The organism is Streptomyces sp. CCM_MD2014 (assembly GCF_000772045.1).
In the GTDB taxonomy this organism is placed as follows: Bacteria; Actinomycetota; Actinomycetes; order Streptomycetales; family Streptomycetaceae; genus Streptomyces; species Streptomyces salinarius.
On sequence record NZ_CP009754.1, the window covers coordinates 5510633 to 5527102 of the forward strand.

At 73.8% G+C, this 16470-nt stretch carries 16 protein-coding genes and 1 pseudogene; 10 read left to right on the top strand and 7 right to left on the bottom strand.

Annotated features, from left to right (window positions below; genetic code table 11):
• Positions 1–2: 2 nt before the first annotated feature.
• Entirely contained in the window at positions 3–710 is a 708-nt protein-coding gene (locus tag NI25_RS24605) for a TetR/AcrR family transcriptional regulator (protein ID WP_061444519.1), read from the bottom strand.
• 236 nt (positions 711–946) lie between these two features.
• The gene (locus NI25_RS24610) at positions 947–1969 is read right to left on the bottom strand and encodes an SEC-C domain-containing protein (protein WP_061444520.1); all 1023 of its coding nucleotides are present in this window, start codon (positions 1967–1969) and stop codon (positions 947–949) included.
• A gap of 159 nt (positions 1970–2128) precedes the next feature.
• Here NI25_RS24610 and NI25_RS24615 point away from each other — a divergent pair, with 159 nt between their 5' ends.
• The 3 genes from NI25_RS24615 (at position 2129) to NI25_RS24625 (ending at position 4362) form a co-directional block, all read left to right on the top strand.
• Positions 2129–2449 carry a DUF6412 domain-containing protein gene (locus NI25_RS24615; protein ID WP_061444521.1) on the top strand — a complete coding sequence of 107 codons (321 nt, stop codon included), beginning with the start codon at positions 2129–2131 and terminating at the stop codon, positions 2447–2449.
• A gap of 99 nt (positions 2450–2548) precedes the next feature.
• Positions 2549–3262, top strand: a complete 714-nt coding sequence (locus tag NI25_RS24620; protein ID WP_061444522.1) for a YidC/Oxa1 family membrane protein insertase — start codon at positions 2549–2551, stop codon at positions 3260–3262.
• 110 nt (positions 3263–3372) lie between these two features.
• A complete protein-coding gene (locus tag NI25_RS24625; protein ID WP_061447080.1) occupies positions 3373–4362 on the top strand; it encodes a S66 peptidase family protein in 990 nt (329 codons plus the stop codon).
• Between the two features lie 24 nt (positions 4363–4386).
• Here NI25_RS24625 and NI25_RS24630 read toward each other — a convergent pair whose 3' ends face one another.
• Together NI25_RS24630 and NI25_RS24635 are read right to left on the bottom strand one after the other, a co-directional pair.
• Positions 4387–5301, bottom strand: a complete 915-nt coding sequence (locus tag NI25_RS24630; RefSeq protein ID WP_061444523.1) for an SCO6745 family protein — start codon at positions 5299–5301, stop codon at positions 4387–4389.
• A gap of 30 nt (positions 5302–5331) precedes the next feature.
• Positions 5332–5865, bottom strand: a complete 534-nt coding sequence (locus NI25_RS24635) for a YbhB/YbcL family Raf kinase inhibitor-like protein (RefSeq protein ID WP_061444524.1) — start codon at positions 5863–5865, stop codon at positions 5332–5334.
• Between the two features lie 93 nt (positions 5866–5958).
• Between NI25_RS24635 and NI25_RS24640 the strand changes: the two genes are divergently transcribed.
• The 3 genes from NI25_RS24640 to NI25_RS24650 all read left to right on the top strand — a co-directional run bounded on the left by NI25_RS24640 (position 5959) and on the right by NI25_RS24650 (position 10456).
• Positions 5959–6651, top strand: coding sequence for a GntR family transcriptional regulator (locus NI25_RS24640; RefSeq protein ID WP_061444525.1), 693 nt, complete (start codon positions 5959–5961; stop codon positions 6649–6651).
• 233 nt (positions 6652–6884) lie between these two features.
• On the top strand, positions 6885–7742 hold the full coding sequence (locus tag NI25_RS24645; RefSeq protein ID WP_061444526.1) for a fumarylacetoacetate hydrolase family protein: 858 nt from the start codon (positions 6885–6887) through the stop codon (positions 7740–7742).
• Between the two features lie 122 nt (positions 7743–7864).
• A complete protein-coding gene (locus NI25_RS24650) occupies positions 7865–10456 on the top strand; it encodes a SpaA isopeptide-forming pilin-related protein (protein WP_107072099.1) in 2592 nt (863 codons plus the stop codon).
• Positions 10457–10541: 85 nt separating this feature from the next.
• On the opposite strand, the gene NI25_RS24655 is transcribed toward NI25_RS24650, so the two are convergent.
• From NI25_RS24655 to NI25_RS24665, 3 genes are all read right to left on the bottom strand, one after another.
• Positions 10542–11414: an LLM class F420-dependent oxidoreductase gene (locus NI25_RS24655; protein WP_061444528.1), complete on the bottom strand. Its 873-nt coding sequence runs from the start codon at positions 11412–11414 to the stop codon at positions 10542–10544.
• 97 nt (positions 11415–11511) lie between these two features.
• Positions 11512–11988 carry a heme-degrading domain-containing protein gene (locus NI25_RS24660; protein ID WP_061444529.1) on the bottom strand — a complete coding sequence of 159 codons (477 nt, stop codon included), beginning with the start codon at positions 11986–11988 and terminating at the stop codon, positions 11512–11514.
• Positions 11985–13067 (bottom strand): Gfo/Idh/MocA family oxidoreductase, encoded by a 1083-nt coding sequence (locus NI25_RS24665; protein WP_061444530.1) that lies wholly within the window; start codon positions 13065–13067, stop codon positions 11985–11987. The genes NI25_RS24660 and NI25_RS24665 overlap by 4 nt, the downstream gene beginning before the upstream one ends.
• 56 nt (positions 13068–13123) lie before the next feature.
• Here NI25_RS24665 and NI25_RS40345 point away from each other — a divergent pair, with 56 nt between their 5' ends.
• The 4 genes and pseudogenes from NI25_RS40345 to NI25_RS24685 all read left to right on the top strand — a co-directional run bounded on the left by NI25_RS40345 (position 13124) and on the right by NI25_RS24685 (position 16470).
• Complete coding sequence (locus tag NI25_RS40345) at positions 13124–14527, top strand: ROK family transcriptional regulator (RefSeq protein WP_061444531.1); 1404 nt, start codon at positions 13124–13126, stop codon at positions 14525–14527.
• A 183-nt stretch (positions 14528–14710) separates the two neighbouring features.
• A pseudogene (locus NI25_RS24675) lies at positions 14711–14929 on the top strand (GntR family transcriptional regulator); the annotation flags it as partial.
• Between the two features lie 103 nt (positions 14930–15032).
• Positions 15033–15812 (top strand): HAD-IIA family hydrolase, encoded by a 780-nt coding sequence (locus NI25_RS24680; protein ID WP_061444532.1) that lies wholly within the window; start codon positions 15033–15035, stop codon positions 15810–15812.
• 103 nt (positions 15813–15915) lie between these two features.
• Complete coding sequence (locus NI25_RS24685; protein WP_061444533.1) at positions 15916–16470, top strand: hypothetical protein; 555 nt, start codon at positions 15916–15918, stop codon at positions 16468–16470.

Sequence of the window (16470 nt, forward strand, 5' to 3'; positions counted from 1 at the left end):
GGTCAGCCGGTGGTGTCCGGAACGGGGGTGTGGAGGATGCCGTTGATCACGAGGTCGAAGCCCCAGCGCAGCCGGGCGTCCTGGGTGCCGGACAGCAGCGCCGGCAGGTGCGCCTTGATCGTCGGGTGCTCGGCCTCGTGCACGTCGTGCGCGGCGCGGGTGAGTGCGTCCCAGTCGTCCTGGCTCATCGGGTCGCGTTCCTGGGTGCCGTGCTCCGCCGCGGTGGCGGTCGCGTACTGCAGGAGGTTGTCCACGCCCCAGGCGACCTGCTCCCGCGGGGCGCCGCTGCGGGAGAGCAGCAGCAGGAGGCGTTCGACCAGGTCGAGGTAGTTCGCGCCGCTGGGGCGTGCGACCAGGGCGGAGCGGGCCAGCTGCGGGTGCGCGAAGAGCAGCCGGGTGTAGGAGGTCAGGACCGCGACGAGGTCCTCGCGCCAGCCGGTCCCGGACCGGTCGGCGGGCAGCTCCACCTCGCCGAGGAGCGCGTCCAGGACGGCGGCGTGCAGCTCGGCGGTGTTGGCCACGTAGACGTAGAGCGAGGCCGGGCCGGTGTCCAGCTCCTGGGCCAGGCGCCGCATGGTGACCTTCTCCAGCCCCTCGGACCGCATGACCCGCACCGCCGCCTCGACGATCCCCCGCCGGGTGAGGGCCGGCTTGGCGGGTCGTTCGCGTCGGCTGATCGGTGCTCGCTTCGCAGTCGTACGCTCAGTCATACGCCGATCGTAACGAACGCGTTCGTTGCGCGAAGTGCCTCCACCTCGGGGTGCGCGCCCACCGCGAGTCCCGCACCGCCCGTCGGTGACCCGGCGGTCAGGCCTTCGGGCCGCTCGCCGGGAACCCCGTCAACCCGTCCGGCACCGCGGCCGACGAGGCCCCGCCCGCCGGCGGCGAGGCTCTCGCACCCGCAGACCCCGGCGACGCCGGAACTCATCGGCCCCGCGCCGCTTTCCTACCTCCCGTGGCACTCCCCGTACGCCCGCCCCGACCCGCACCAGCACGCCGCCCCGCGCTGCGGCGGCCACGCCACCGCGAGCCCCCGGGCCGCCAGTGTCGTCGCGTACTGGGGGAGCAGGACCGGGTCGGCCGGGGACGCGCCCTCCGACGCCGCGAAGGCCTCGTAGGAGGGGACCGTGCCCGGGACCACGCCCAGGTTCGGGGTGCCCGAGGAGGCCAGTTCGCGCAGGGCCGCCTCTATCGACGCCAGGTGCTCCTCGTAGGAGGGGTACTCGGCGGCGAGGGGCGGGTAGGCCTCGATCAGTTCCGCCAGCTCGCCGGCCGGCCAGTGGAGCATGGCCACCGGGAAGGGACGGGACAGGGCCTCGCGGTAGGCGCCCAGCTCGGCGCGCAGGCGGAGGATCTCCGCCTCCAGGTCCGCCGGGTTGTCCGAGCCCAGGGACCAGACCCGCTTGGGGTCGTGCAGCTCGTCCAGCGAGATCGGCATCGAGTGCAGGGTGTCGGCCAGGGTGTCCCACTCGTCGTGGGCCAGGCCCAGCATGCGGCGGACGCGGTGACGGCCGTAGAGGAGGGGGTGGGTCGAGTACGGGGGTTCCGGTACGTCGGTGAGGAGCAGGCGGGCGCCCTCCGTGAACGTCTCGTGCGCCGCCTCCAGCTCGTCGTGGGACTCCAGGGCCTCGGCCACGATCACCCAGGGGGCCGGGTCGCGCGGCGCCGCCGCACGTACGCCGTCGATGATCGCCCTGGCCTCGGCCTCGTGGTCGTACTCCCAGAGGTTCGACGCCTTCAGGGCGCGGACCAGGGACGGGTTGTCCAGGGGAGCGGGGGCCGTTTCGGAGGGCGACAGCAGGCGGTCGTAGAGCTTGGTCGCGGCCGGGCGGTCGCCGGACAGTTCCAGGTGGGCCGCGGCGCGCAGCAGCAGGGCCTCGGCGTCCTCGGGGTAGAGGCCGGCGGTCCGTTCCAGGCGGGCCGCCTCGGCGGCGTGGTCGACGTTTTCGGCGGGCGTGTCGGGGCGCATGGAGGACACGGTACTGCCGTGGGGTGACGAGGGTGAGGGGCCCGGGGGCGGGGACCCCGGATGTGCGGTCGGGCTCCGGGGGCGATACCGGCTCGCGTACGGCTCCTGTATAACTTGGGCAAACGCGTGTACGCGAGCAGGTGGAGTGAGGGGCGGCGGATGAGTCGGGGACGGGCCGTGGTTCGGGTGTCCCGTGCGCTGTTCGTACTGCTCCTCGTGATCCTGCCCGTCGCGCTGGTCGACGTCGGCGGCCTCTCCGCCACCGTCGCGCTCGCCGCGACCACCGCGGTCGCCTCCGCGCTCGCCGCGTGTGCCGTCGTCGCCGCCCGCTGTGCGCCCGCCGTGCCGCCCACCCGGGTGCGCACGGCCATCAGGGACCGTGACCTGCGTACGGCCTTCCTGCCCCAGCGCGATCCCGACGCCCCCGGCCGCCGCAGGCCCCGGGCGCCCGGACACGCCCTGCCGGCGACCACCGCGTAGGGCGGGGCTTCTCCCGTACTCCTGGCCCCGCGCCGGTCGTGTCGTCATGCCGCCCCACCTTCATCCGGCACGACGAGACCCCCGGAGGGCTCACCACCCATGTCCGTTTTCGCCAGCCTGGTCGAGCACCTCGCCGACCTGCTCCAGCCCCTGTTCGGCGCCTCGGCCGCGGCCGCCGCCATCGTCCTGTTCACCGCCCTCGTACGGCTCCTCGTCCACCCGCTCTCGCGGGCCGCCGCGCGCGGGCAGAAGGCGCGCACCGAACTCCAGCCGCGGATCGCCGAACTGCGCCGCAAGCACGCCAAGAACCCCGAGAAGCTCCAGCGGGCGGTCCTCGACCTGCACGCCGAGGAAAAGGTGTCCCCGCTGTCGGGATGCCTGCCCAGCCTGTTCCAGCTGCCCGCGTTCTTCCTGCTCTACCACGTCTTCTCCAGCTCGGAGATCGGCGGCCGGACCAACGGACTCCTCTCCCACCAGCTCCTGGCGGCCCCGCTCGGCGGGCGCTGGGCCGACGCGCTCGGCGACGGCGGGCCGCTCGGGGGTGCGGGGCTCGTGTACGTCGCGCTGTTCGCGGTCGTCGCCGGGGTCGCCACCTTCAGCTACCGGCTCACGAAGCGGACGATGGCCGCGCGGCCGGTGCTGCCCACCGGTGACGCGGACGCGGTGCCGGGTGTCGGCGCGATCACCAAGGTCATGCCGTTCATGTCCTTCTTCACGCTCGTCACCGTGGCCGTGGTGCCGCTGGCCGCCGCGCTGTACGTCGTCACCAGCACGACGTGGAGCGCCGTCGAACGGGCGGTGCTCTACCGCTGAGCGCCGGCCGGCCCGGCCGGGTCTGCGGGGATGAACACCCAGGTCAGGCGGAATACCGGAGGCAGGGGCCTTGTTGACCGCCGTTGTCGATCAACAAGGAGGAGAACCCCGTGCCTGCGATCCTTCGGCCCCGGGCGCTGCGTCCCGGCGACCTCGTGGTCGTCACCGCTCCCTCGGGCCAGCTCGAGCCGGGTGAGGAACCACTGCTCGCCCGCGGTGTGGCGATGCTCGAGCGGATGGGTTTCCGCGTGCGGGTCAGCCCAATGATCGACCCGGCGCGGAACCGCTGGTGGGCGTCGGGCACTCCCGCGGAGCAGGCTGACGAACTGAACGCTCTGCTGCGGGACCCGGAGGTGCGGGCCGTCGTCGCGCATACCGGGGGACAGGCGACCATCGGCTATCTCGACCTGATCGATCTGGACGCGATCCGGGCCGACCCGAAGCCGATCATCGGCTACAGCGACATCTCGTTGCTGCACATGGCGTTGCACGCCCGGACCGGCCTCATCGGTTTCCACGCCGACATCGCCACCCACGGTTTCGGCGGCGACTGGTACACGCTGGGCGACGAGGCCCGTCGATCCGAGCTGGTCGACCTCTACACCCGGGTGCTCACCAGGGCCGAGGCTCCGGGCGCGCTGCCGGCGAGGGCGGCTTGGGAGACCTGGCGGCCGGGCAGCGCGCGGGGGCCACTGTTCGGCGGCTTGCTGAACCGTCTGGTCCTCCTGCAGGCGACGCCGTTCGCGCCGGCCGCGGAACGGTTCGAGGGCGCCGTGTTGTTCTGGGAGGAGCTGCAGCGGCCGGTCTCGCGGATCTGGAACGACCTGCACACCTTGCGGCTGTCCGGGGTGCTGGACCGGATCGCCGGCATGGTGGTCGGCATCCCGACCGAGGTCGCGCCCCACGAGGGCGGCGGGCAGCGCGCGGATCTGCGGGACGTGGTGCTCGACGTCCTGGGCCGACGTGACATCCCGGTTCTCGCGCAGGTCGACTTCGGCCACACCTCCCCGAACCTGCCGCTGCCCCTCGGCGTCCGCGCACACGTGGACGCGGACAACCGGACGCTGTCCCTGATCGAGCCGGCGGTCGCCGAAGGCTGAGTCGTGCGATGCCGGACCGACCGCTCATCGGTGGTCGGATCCCGCGGGACCGGGCTGTCCGTGAACGGCCCGGAACGTTCCCGCCGCGGTGAAGGCGTCGGCGATCGGCGCGATCAGCGAGGCGAAGCGGCGGGCCCCCGCGGTGCCGATCGGCGCCCACAGCGCGGCGCAGTGCTCGTCCGTCTCCGCTTCGACGCGCTCGCGTGCCGCACGGCCGTCATCCGTGAGGACGCCGTGGGAGTCGAGCCAGCCGCGCGCGGCCAGGCGCGCCGTCGCCGCACTCCACTCCTGGTCGTCCCACTGACGGGTCGCCCGCGCGAGAGCGGTCGGGAGGCCGCCGGCCGCGGTGTGCAGAACGAGGCAGTCGCACGGCCCGATGCCGTTGTCGGCGAGTACGACGAGATGGGCGTCGCCACGCCACTCGCGGGCGACCGTGATCCGCTGCCACAGCGCGACCAGGGGGTCGGACGGCAGCGCGACCGAGGCGTTCGCGGCGGCGAGCACCTTGCCGGCGTAGTCGGCACCGGCGACCACCGGGTCGATCAGCGAGCGCGCCTCGGCGAGGTGGTCGTCCGTGAGACGTACGTCGACACGCCGCATCGCCCGGTCGGCGGCCCGGAAGCGGGCGGCCTGCCATCGCTCGGGCGGCGCGGCCTCCCACACGCCCGCCATGGCCCGCACCGCCCGCGGGCTGAAGTTGTAGAAGGCCGCGAGCGTGACCTGCCACGGGACCGCGCCCATCGCGGCCGACCGGAAGGCCAGATACGCCGGGCCCCGCTCGGTCACGCCGAGCCCGGCCGCCTCCTCGGCGGTCTCGGGGACGAGATAGGTGAACAGGTGGGCGGCGCTGACGGCGCGGCTGACCTCGCGGACGGCGCCGAGGTCCGTCGGACCGTCGCCGGTGCGGGTGGAGCCGGGGAGGGCGGCGAGATGCGTCACGGTGGTGTCTCCGGGAGTCGGTGGGCGTGGTCAGGCGGGTGTTTCGGCAGTGGCGACCAGAACCGCGCGGGCGAGTGTGTGACCGGCCATGGTGAAGCCGAGGACGGCCGGTGTGGCGTCGGCCGGGACACCTGTCGAGGGGATGTCGAGGGCGTGCACCACGACGAAGTAGCGGTGCGGGCCGTGTCCGGCCGGCGGGGCGGCGCCGATGTAGCGGGCGACGCGGGCGTCGTTGGGCAGCTGGTAGGCGCCCTCCGGCAGAAGTGAGCCGGTGTCGTCGCCGGCGCCCTCGGGGAGTTCGGTGACGGTGGCGGGGATGTCGGTGACCGCCCAGTGCCAGAACCCGGACCCGGTGGGGGCGTCGGGGTCGTAGACGGTGACGGCGTAGCTCTCGGTGCCGTCCGGGGCGCCGCTCCAGGACAGCTGCGGGGACACGTCCTTCCCGCCGGGCAGGCCGGAGGAGTGCTGCTCGGGCGGCCAGGCGGCGCCGTCGGTGACGGTGGTGCTGGTGACGGTGAACGAGGCCGCCTCGGGGAGGCGGGCGAAGGGGTCGTTGGCGGGCACAGCGGTCGTCCTTTCCGAGAACATGTCCGTCGGCTACTGAATCGACGTTACCACCAATAATCGATTATCTTCGCGATCATCTAGGATGAGTGCATGACTCAGACGGCGCAGCCCTCGACCCCGCCGGGGAAGAAGATGCTTTCCGAGCAGGTCTACGCCCACCTGCGGGACGCGATCATGCGCGGGCACCACCCCCCGGGCGCCCCTCTCAAGCCGCAGGATCTCGCCAAGGAGCGGGGCGTGAGCCTGGCCGTGGTGCGCGAAGCGCTCGTCCGGCTGGTCGGCGAGGGGCTCGCCGACCGGCTGCCCAACCGGGGTTTCGCCGTCCCGTCCTTCTCCGACCGCCGCTGGCAGGAGATCGCGGAAGCCCGCCGGACCGTCGAACCGGCCGTCCTGCGCATGTCCGTCGAACGCGGCGACGTCGACTGGGAGGCCCGTGTGCGGGCCGCCCACCATCGCCTGGCCCGTACTCCGCCGTACGAACCGGAGGAGGGCGAGTACTACACCGCCGCCTGGGCCGAGGCGCACCGGGTCTTCCACCGGACCCTGCTGGAGGGCTGCGGCAACCCGGTGCTGCTGGACACCTTCGACCGGATGTGGACCGCGAGCGAACTGGCGCGCCGCTGGTCGGCGCACCGCGATCCCGGCCGGGACGGCGTCGAGGAGCACCGCCGGCTGGAGGAGGCGGTGCTGGCCCGCGACGCCGACACCGCAGCCGCGGTCCTGGCCCGGCACCTGACCCTGACCGCGGCTGCTCTCACCGGCGATCCGGGCCGGGCGACCTAGGCTCACGCCGCCACGGCGAGGTCGAGGTGGCCGGCGGCACGGCCACGGTCCGCCGGGGTGTGGTCGCGGTCCGGTCCACCGGGGCCTGGCTACGGTCCAGTACGTGAACGGGGTATTGCGGAGTGGACCCCGGCCTTGGAGGATCGACCAGCCCTCCGATGCTTGTCGCGTCGCTGCCGCACCCAGGTCGCGCATCGTCGGGCGGGCTGCCCGCGATCGAGGAGTTGGGGATCATGAAGCTGTTGCGAGTCGGTACCGCGGGGTCGGAGCGTCCCGCGCTGCTCGACGCCGACGGGACCCTGCGAGACCTGTCGGGCGTCGTCACGGACATCGACGGCGAACTGCTCGCCGACGCGAGCGCTCTCGGTCGGATCCGGTCCGCCGCCGGGGCCGGTGAGCTGCCCGCCCTGGACGCCACCGGGCTGCGCGTCGGACCGCCGGTGGGACGCATCGGCAAGATCGTGTGCATCGGGCTGAACTACTACGACCACGCCCGCGAGACCGGGGCCGAGCCGCCCGCCGAACCGGTCGTCTTCCTCAAGACGCCGGACACGGTGGTCGGGCCGCACGACACGGTGCTCGTGCCGCGCGGTTCCACCAGGACCGACTGGGAAGTCGAGCTGGCGGTCGTGATCGGGCGTACGGCCCGCTATCTGGAGTCGGCCGAGGAAGGGCTCGCGTGCGTCGCCGGATACGCGGTCGCGCACGACGTGTCCGAGCGGGAGTTTCAGATCGAGCGCGGCGGGACCTGGGACAAGGGCAAGAACTGCGAGACGTTCAACCCGCTGGGCCCGTGGCTGGTGACCGCCGACGAGGTGCCCGACCCCCAGCGGTTGTCGCTGCGGCTGTGGGTCAACGGCGAGCTGAAGCAGGACGGGACGACGGCGGAGCAGATCTTCCCCGTGGGGGAGGTCGTGCGGTACGTCAGCCAGTTCATGGTGCTGCGCCCCGGTGACGTCATCAACACCGGGACGCCGGCGGGCGTGGCGATGGGGCGGCCCGAGCCGAAGCCGTACCTGCGGGCGGGGGACGTCGTCGAACTGGAGGTCGAGGGGCTGGGGCGGCAGCGGCAGGAGCTGAAGGGGGCCTGAGCGTGAGGGCGGGCGGTCTCCCGGCCGGTCGGGTGTCCGTGCCGGGGCCGTCCGTGTGATGGTCGCCCGGCGAGGGAATGTTCTCCGGCGGGCGCGAGCGGCCGCCGGAGAGCCTGTGGGCCATGCACTCCATCAGACAACGTATGGCCGCTCTCCGGCCCCGCATGGGCCGGACCGGGCTGGCCTGCGCCCTCGTGGCGGGCCTCGCGCCCGCCCTCGTCGTCGGGGCCGGGGCCTCGCAGGCGCAGGCCGAACCGTTGCCGGGCGGACTCGGGCCGTGTGTCGGGACGCAGTGCCCCGACGAGTTCCCCGAGATCAACAACGGCCCGTTCGCGGGGCGCGACAACGCCGTCAACGTCTTCGCCGGTGACGACTTCCGCGTCCGGGGACGGGCCGCCGAGGCCGAGGGCCGGGTCGTCGTCCTCGACGACTTCGACATGAACAAGAGCGAGGGCGGCAGCGCCGTCTACGACATCGGCATCGCGGGCGTCGGCTCGCGCGTGCCGCCGCCGGACGGGGCCGACTTCCTGACCACCGGGAACGACATCACCGTCGCGCCGGGGCAGCGGCTGCTCGCCGACGGCGGGGTCGTCCGCTACGGCGGCACGGTGACCGGGACCGTGACCGGCGACCTCGAACACGACCCGGACGCCGCCGACCCCTACCTCGGTCTGCGCGACGAGCTCACCGCGGCCAGCCAGTGCTACGCCCGGGTGGACGGCGAGCTGCGGACCGCTACGGGAACGGCCGTCAACCAGGGCTACCAGACCGTCTTCACGGGCGACGGCACGTCGGACATCCAGGTGTTCAACGTGGACTTCGACCTGGCCAGTGCCTCCGGCGGGCAGCAGGGGATCGTCTTCGACGAGATCCCCGGCGACGCGACCGTCCTGGTGAACATGCTCGGCTCCGAGCGCACCGTCAACACCTACAGCGGCGGCATCGCCGACGACACCGACCCCCTCAACGGCTACCGCGAGCGTCTGCTCTGGAACTTCCCCGACGCCACCACGGCGAACTTCGCCGGCACGGGACAGTTCCAGGGCAGCGTGCTGGTCGGACCGCAGAACTCCATGTCCACGGTGTCGCTGCCCGGCATCAACGGGCGCTTCTACAGCGCCGGTTCCATCACCCACACCAGCGAGCAGTCGGGCGTCGAGTTCCACGCCTACCCGTTCAACGGCGACCTCCCGGACTGCGGTGACACACCTCCCGGTCCCGGCCCGGGCCCCGTGACGGGTGAGGTGCGGGTCGTCAAGACGGACGCGGAGTCCGGGGACGCGCTGGCCGGGGCGGAGTTCGAACTGTGGGAGGAGACCAACGGGGTCGACGGTCTTCAGACCGGCGGGGCGAACCCGGACACGCAGGTGGGAGACGTCTGCACGACGGACGCCGGCGGCGTGTGCGCGCAGACGGTGCCGACCGGTACGTACTACTGGCGTGAGACGGCCGTGCCCGACGGCTACGAGCTGCCCGACCCCAACGTCTTCGGCCCGCTGGAGCTGACGGAGGACAACGCCGCGGGCGGGGTGCGGCTCGAGGCGCGGAACACCCCCGAGGACGAGCCCGGTCCGGTGACGGGGCGGGTCCAGGTCGTCAAGACGGACGCGGAGTCCGGGGACGCGCTGGCCGGGGCGGAGTTCGAGCTGTGGGAGGAGACCAACGGGGCCGACGGTCTTCAGACCGACGGGGCGAACCCGGACACGCAGGTGGGAGACGTCTGCACGACGGACGCCGACGGCGAATGCACCCGGGTGGTGCCGACCGGTACGTACTACTGGCGTGAGACGGCCGCGCCCGACGGCTACGAGCTGCCCGACCCCAACGTCTTCGGCCCGCTGGTGCTGACGGAGGACAACGCCGGGGAGGGCGTCCGGGCCGAGGCGGAGAACACCGCCGGCGACGACGGCCTCGACACGGGACAGGTGCGGATCCGGAAGATCGACGCCGAGTCGGGCGCCGTGCTGCAGGGAGCGGTCTTCGAGCTGTGGGAGGAGACCAACGGCGTCGAAGGCCTCCAGACCGACGGTGCCGACCCCGACACCCGGATCGGCGGCGACTGCGTGACCGGCCCCCTGGGGCGGTGCGCGCGGACGGTGGAGCCCGGCACGTACTACTGGCGTGAGACCGCCGCACCCGACGGCTACGAGCTGCCCGACCCGAACGTCTTCGGCCCGCTGGTGCTGACCGAGGGGAACCTCGAGGACGGCGTGCAGATCGAGGCGGAGAACACCCCGGAGGACGAGCCCGGCCCGCCCGGACCCGACGACGAGGGCTCCATCGAGGTGGAGAAGACCGACGCGGGGAACGGCGAGCCGCTCGCCGGCGCGGAGTTCGAGCTGTGGGAGGAGACCAACGGGCTGGCCGGTCTCCAGACCTCCGGTGACAACGCCGACACCCTGACCGGGGACTGCACCACCGACGCTTCCGGCGGCTGTGTCTTCGAGGACCTCGAACCCGGGTCGTACTACCTGCGGGAGACCGCCGTGCCCGAGGGGTACGAGCTGCCCGCGGACCCGGTGACCGGCCCGATCAGGGTGACCGAGGCGAACGCCGGGGACGGCGTCACCGTGCGCATCGACAACGAGCGCGAGGGCGACGACGGCCACGGGGGCTACGGCGACGACGGCGGTCACGGGGGTGACGACGGGCACGACGGGCACGACGGGCACGACGGCGGCTACGGCCACGGCTCCGACTACGGAACCAGGTAGCGGCGGCGCGACCCGGACGCACACCACGCCGGCCGCGGGGACCTCACCCCGCGGCCGGCGTTCGCGCGTTCGCCCGCGCCCGCCGTCACGCCAGGAGCGCGGCGAGCCGGCGCCAGCCCTCCCGGGGGAGGCGGGCCGTGTCGTCCTCCACGAGCTGGAGGGCCACGTGATCGGCTCCCGCGGCGTGGAAGGCGTCGATGCGGGCGCGGATCGTGGCCTCGTCGCCCCAGGCGAACACGGCGTCGATGAGGCGGTCACTGCCGCCGCCCGTGACGTCGTCGTCCGTGAAACCGAGGTTCAGGAAGTTCCTCGTGTAGTTCGGCAGCTTCAGGTACATGGCGAGGTAGGCGCGGGCCGTCGCACGGGCGCGGGACGGGTCGGAGTCGAGGACGACCTTGAACTCCGGGGCCAGCAGCGGGCCCTCGCCGAGCCGTTCGCGGGCCTGCGCGGTGTGCTCCGGGGTGACCAGGTACGGGATCGCGCCCGCCGCCCGGTCCCGGGACAGGTCCAGCATCTTCGGGCCCAGCGCCGCCAGCACCCGGTGCCCGGAGCGCATCCCGGCCCGGTCCAGCTCGTCCAGGTAGCCGACCATCGTCGAGTACGGGCGGCGGTAGCCCTCCGCGAGCGGGGCGTGGCTCACTCCGAGGCCGAGCACGAAGCGGCCCGGGTGGGACACCTCCAGCTCGGCGAAGCCCGCCGCCGCCTCGGACGCCTCGTGCTCCCAGATGCTCTGGATGCTGGTGCCGACCACGATCCGCTCGGTCGCCTCGATCAGCGGGGCCGCGTTCCGGGCGGAGCTGTTGCCGCCGAGCCACAGGGCGCCGTAGCCGAGCCGTTCCAACTCGGCGGCGGCCTCGGCGCGTTCGGTCGCGCCCTCCGGGTCCTCGGAGCGCAGGGGCACGCTCCAGACGCCGTACCGTCCGACCGATTCCTTCAGGGAAGCCGTCGCCTCGTTCATCGGTTGTGATCCCTCCGGTGGGCACCGTGATCATGCTGCGTGTCTGCCTGCCAACCACGGGTACCCACCGCTGATTCCCCGACCGCGCCCGTCCGGGTCACTCGCCCAGGAACCGCTCCAGTGCCTCCACCACCAGCCGGTGGTCCTCCACCTGCGGCAGCCCGGAGACCGTCACCGCGCCGACGACACCGACGCCGGCCACCGTGACGGGGAAGGAGCCGCCGTGCGCCGCGTACGTGCCGGGGTCGAGCCGCGAGGACTCCTCGAAGGACGTGCCCTTGGCCCGGAAGCGCGAGCCGACCAGGTACGACGCCGAGCCGTACCGCTCCACGACGCGGCGCTTGCGGGCGATCCACGCGTCGTTGTCGGGGGTGGAACCCGGCAGGGCGGCGTGGAAGAGCTGCTGCCCGGCACGGTGGATGTCGACGGCGACCGGGGCCTCGCGCTCCCGGGCCAGCTCGACGAGCAGGGAGCCCAGCGCCCACGCGTCGTCGTTCGTGAACCGGCGGAAGACCAGGCGGCGTTCCTGCTCCTCCAGCTCCGCGACGGTGGGGGGCGTCGGCGTGGTGCTCACAGGGCCACCACCACTCCGTCGCGGGCGGACCGGCGGGCCGCCTCCAGTACGTCCAGGGCGGCGGCCGCCTCCCGCGCGTCCACCGGATTCGGGCCGCCCTCGCGCAGGGCCTTCGCCACCGCCGCGTAGTACGCGGGGTAGTCGCCCGCGACGGTCGCCGCCACCCGACCGCCGCCGGTCAGCGGGGAGTCGCCGGCGCCGACGCGGCCCCACAGCGACTCGTCCTCCTCGCCCCAGCCGGGGCCCGGCCGCTTGCCCTCGCGCAGCGCCGCCTCCTGCGGGTCGAGACCGTGCTTGACGTAACCCGCCGTCGAGCCGAGCACCCGGAAGCGGGGGCCGAGCTGGGCGGCGGTGGAGGAGACGTAGAGGTGGGAGCGGACGCCGTTCGCGTGCGTGAGCGCGAGGAACGTGTCGTCGTCCGCCTCCGCGCCCGCCCGCCGGACGACGGACTCGGCGTACACCTGCGTGACCGGGCCGAAGAGGACCAGGGCCTGGTCGACGACGTGGCTGCCGAGGTCGTACAGGAGGCCGCCGATCTCCGCCGGGTCGCCGGACTCGCGCCAGCCGCCCTTCGGCTTGGGCCGCCAGCGCTCGAAGCGGGACTCGAAGCGCCACACCTCGCCGAGCGCGTCGTCGGCCAGCAGCTCGCGCAGGGTGAGGAAGTCGTTGTCCCAGCGGCGGTTCTGGAAGACGGAGAGGAGCAGGCCGCGCTCCTCGGCCAGGGCGGCCAGCGCACGTGCCTCGGCGGCCGTGCCCGCGACCGGCTTGTCCACCACGACCGGCAGGCCGGCCTCCAGGGCCCGCGTGGCGAGCGGTACGTGCGTCTTGTTCGGGGACGCGACGACGACCAGGTCCAGCTCGCCGGCCCGGTCGAACAGCTCGTCGGGCGTGGCGACGGTGCGCACGTCCGGGAACTCGGCGCGGGCCTGCTGCTGCCGCTCCGGGTGGGAGGTGACGACCGTGTCCAGGGCCAGGCCCTCGGTGGCGGCGATCAGCGGGGCGTGGAAGACGGAACCCGCGAGGCCGTAGCCGACGAGGCCGACGCGCACAGGGGGAGTGCCGGGAGGGGTAGCAGTCATGCGTCCTACTTTCGCAACGGTGTTGCCAAAGTGCAAGCGCCGGGGACAATGGGGATGTGAACAGGAGCAACGCGGGTGACGGTGCCAATCTGCTCGCCCTGCGCAGCCACAACACCGCCCTGGTGCTCGACCTGCTGCGCACCGCCGGCGCCGAGGGCATCAGCCGGCTGGAACTGGCCGAGCGCACCGGGCTCACCCCGCAGGCGGTCAGCAAGATCACCGCACGGCTGAGGGGCGAGGGCCTCGCCGCCGAGGCCGGACGCCGCGCGTCCACCGGCGGCAAGCCGCGCACGGTGCTGCGCCTGGTGCCGGGGGCGGGCCACGCCCTCGGCGTCCACCTGGACCGGGACGAGCTGCGGGCGGTGCTGGTCGACCTCGACGGCGCGGTGGTGGGGGAGCGGTGCGCTCCCCTCGACCTCGGCGCGGGGGCCGAGGTCGTGCTGGCGGGGGTGGCGCGGGCGGCGCGGGAACTCGTCGCGGAGGTACTGGGACCGCCTGTCGCGGAGCGCCCCGGCCCGCCCGGCGCGGAGGGCCCGCGGACGCCGGCGACGGAGGTGCCGGGCGCGTGGGTCGGGGGGGAGCGGGACTCCGGGGCGGGGGGGCCGGGGGAGCGAACCTCGGGGACGTCGGATCCGGGGGAGCGGGCCTCCGGCGAGCGGGAGCCGGGGGAGTCGGCCTCGGAGGAGAGGGTCTCGGAGGAGCGGGCCGCGGAGGGGCGGGTGTCCTGTGCCGGGGAGGGCGCGCCGCCGGGCGCCGCTCTGGACGCCGCGCCCACCCTCCTCGGCCTCGGCGTCGCCCTTCCCGGGCCGCTCGATCACGTCCGGGGTGTGCTGCACCGGGTCACCGGCTTCCCGGAGTGGGACGGTTACCCGCTGCGGGACGCGCTGGCGCGGCGGCTGGGCGTGCCGGTCGTCGTGGACAAGGACACCAACGCGGCGGCGCTCGGCCTCGCGATCGGAGGCGGGAGTGCCGACGGGGGGCGGGGCGGCGGCTCCTTCGCCTACCTGCACCTCGGTACGGGGCTCGGCGCCGGTCTCGTCTTCGGCGGCCGGGTGCACCGGGGCGCCCGGACCGGTGCCGGGGAGTTCGGCCACCAGGTCGTCCAGCTCGACGGGCCGCCCTGCACCTGCGGCGCCCGGGGCTGCATAGAGGCACTGTGCCTCGCCGCCGTCGCCCGCGGGGACCTCGCGGAGGCGGCGAGGGTGCTCGGGGCGGGCGCCGCGAACCTCGCCGGGCTGCTGGACATCGACCTGGTGCTGCTGGGCGGCCGCACCGTCGCCGCCGCGTCCGAGGCCTTCGTCCACGGCGTCGGCGCGGTCCTCGACGCCCGCGCCCGGCGCGAGGGCGGCCACACGGGCGCCGTACCGGTGCGGATCGCCCCGGGCGGGACGCGGGCGGTCGCGGAGGGCGCGGCCCAACTGCTGCTCGCGCCGCTGTTCGGGCGCGGGGACGGCGGCTGAGCCGGCCGGATTCCCACAGCCGGACAGGCCGGCCCGGCCCGCCGCGTGACCCGCGCCGGGGGGGTACCGACCTGCGCGGGCTGTCGATCCGGCCCGTCCCGGTGGCAGGACCGGCCCGCCCGCCCCGGTGGCCGAGCCGGCCGTCTCCGTTCACCCCGTCTCCCGTGTCTCGAACATCCCCGCGTGGACTGTCCGAACGACCAGGCCCCCGGCGCTCCCGTCCGCTCCGGGATTCCCGAGCACGGACGCGTGCCGAAGTACTACGCCGTCAAGGCACGGATCGACCTTCTCGTCCGCAGACCGGCTGAGGGCGGCGCCATCCCCACCGAGCGGGACCTCTCCGAGCGGTACGGGGGCGCCCGCGAGACCGTGCGGCAGGCCCTGTGCGAACTCGTGTTCGACGTCTGGAAGGAAGCCACCGGAAGCTGAGACGGCCGTTCCCACAAGATCCGGCACTGTTTAGGCTGAGGCACACGCAGGACCGCCCAGGCAGGAGACCGAGCACATGGCAGACCGCAAGCCCATCGAGTCGTGGCTCACCGACATGGACGGGGTCCTCATCCACGAGGGCGTGCCGATCCCCGGCGCCGACGCCTTCATCAAGAGGCTCCGTGAATCCGGCAAGCCCTTCCTGGTCCTGACCAACAACTCGATCTACACCCCGCGCGACCTGCACGCCCGGCTGCGCCGCATGGGCCTCGAAGTGCCGATCGAGTCCATCTGGACCTCGGCCCTGGCCACCGCCCAGTTCCTGGAGGACCAGCGGCCCGGCGGCTCGGCGTACGTCATCGGCGAGGCCGGTCTGACCACGGCCCTGCACGACATCGGCTACATCCTCACCGACCACGACCCCGACTACGTGGTCCTCGGCGAGACCCGCACCTACTCCTTCGAGGCCATGACGAAGGCGGTACGGCTGATCAACGCCGGCGCCCGCTTCATCTGCACCAACCCCGACGAGACCGGCCCCTCCACCGAGGGCCCGCTCCCGGCGACCGGCGCGGTGGCCGCCCTGATCACCAAGGCGACCGGCAAGCAGCCGTACTTCGCGGGCAAGCCCAACCCGCTGATGATGCGCACCGGGCTCAACGCGATCGGCGCCCACTCCGAGACCAGCGCCATGATCGGCGACCGCATGGACACCGACGTGCTGGCGGGCATGGAGGCCGGGATGCAGACCTTCCTCGTCCTGACCGGCCTCACCCGGCCCGAGCAGGTCGAAAACTTCCCGTACCGCCCGTCGCAGGTGGTCGACTCCATCGCGGACCTCGTGGAACGGGTCTGAAACCCGGACCTCCTCCGCATGACCCGATCGGAGTAGCCCCGCCCCCGCGCAGGATGCGGTGACGGGGCCCGCGGGGGAGCCTCCAGGTAACTGGAGGTACACGATGGGCTCACTGAAAGTAACCCTCTGCGCGGGAGCCGCGCTGGCCACCGCGCTGTGCGCACCGGCGGCCCACGCCTACGCGGCGGAGGGCGGCGGTGTCTCCGTGTCGCCGTCCTCGCCCGCCCCCGGCACCGACGTCACGCTCCGCGTGCCCGACTGCACCGAGAGGACGGCCGTCGCGGTCTCCGCGGCCTTCGAGTCGGACGTACGGCTCAGCCTGGCCGCGGAGGACGGCGTCCTCGTCGGCTCCAGCCGGGTCCGCACCAGCGTGCGGGCCGGTGCGTACGCCGTGCAGGTCAAGTGCGGCGAGCAGGCACGCAAGGGCACCATCACCGTCCACGACGAGAGGCGCCCGACCGCGCCCGCCTCGCCCGTCGCCCCCGTCGACGCGGGCGGCGGCGGCACCGCGGAGCTGGCCGCGTCGGGGACCGGGGACGGGGCGCGCGTCGATCCCCCCGGCACGGCGCACACCGTGACCGGCCTGGTGCTCGCGGGCATCGCCGCCGTCGCCGTGGCACTGCGCAGCGTCCGCAGCCGGAGCCGCGGGACGGACTGA

Excerpts from the sequence above, each read along its gene's own strand:
- NI25_RS24685 (WP_061444533.1), top strand. The coding sequence starts at position 15,916 with ATGGGCTCACTGAAAGTAACCCTCTGCGCGGGAGCCGCGCTGGCCACC.
- NI25_RS24620 (WP_061444522.1), top strand. The coding sequence starts at position 2,549 with ATGTCCGTTTTCGCCAGCCTGGTCGAGCACCTCGCCGACCTGCTCCAG.
- NI25_RS24610 (WP_061444520.1), bottom strand. The coding sequence starts at position 1,969 with ATGCGCCCCGACACGCCCGCCGAAAACGTCGACCACGCCGCCGAGGCG.
- NI25_RS24605 (WP_061444519.1), bottom strand. The coding sequence starts at position 710 with ATGACTGAGCGTACGACTGCGAAGCGAGCACCGATCAGCCGACGCGAA.
- NI25_RS24640 (WP_061444525.1), top strand. The coding sequence starts at position 5,959 with ATGACTCAGACGGCGCAGCCCTCGACCCCGCCGGGGAAGAAGATGCTT.
- NI25_RS24645 (WP_061444526.1), top strand. The coding sequence starts at position 6,885 with ATGAAGCTGTTGCGAGTCGGTACCGCGGGGTCGGAGCGTCCCGCGCTG.
- NI25_RS24655 (WP_061444528.1), bottom strand. The coding sequence starts at position 11,414 with ATGAACGAGGCGACGGCTTCCCTGAAGGAATCGGTCGGACGGTACGGC.
- NI25_RS24650 (WP_107072099.1), top strand. The coding sequence starts at position 7,865 with ATGCACTCCATCAGACAACGTATGGCCGCTCTCCGGCCCCGCATGGGC.
- NI25_RS24665 (WP_061444530.1), bottom strand. The coding sequence starts at position 13,067 with ATGACTGCTACCCCTCCCGGCACTCCCCCTGTGCGCGTCGGCCTCGTC.
- NI25_RS24680 (WP_061444532.1), top strand. The coding sequence starts at position 15,033 with ATGGCAGACCGCAAGCCCATCGAGTCGTGGCTCACCGACATGGACGGG.
- NI25_RS24615 (WP_061444521.1), top strand. The coding sequence starts at position 2,129 with ATGAGTCGGGGACGGGCCGTGGTTCGGGTGTCCCGTGCGCTGTTCGTA.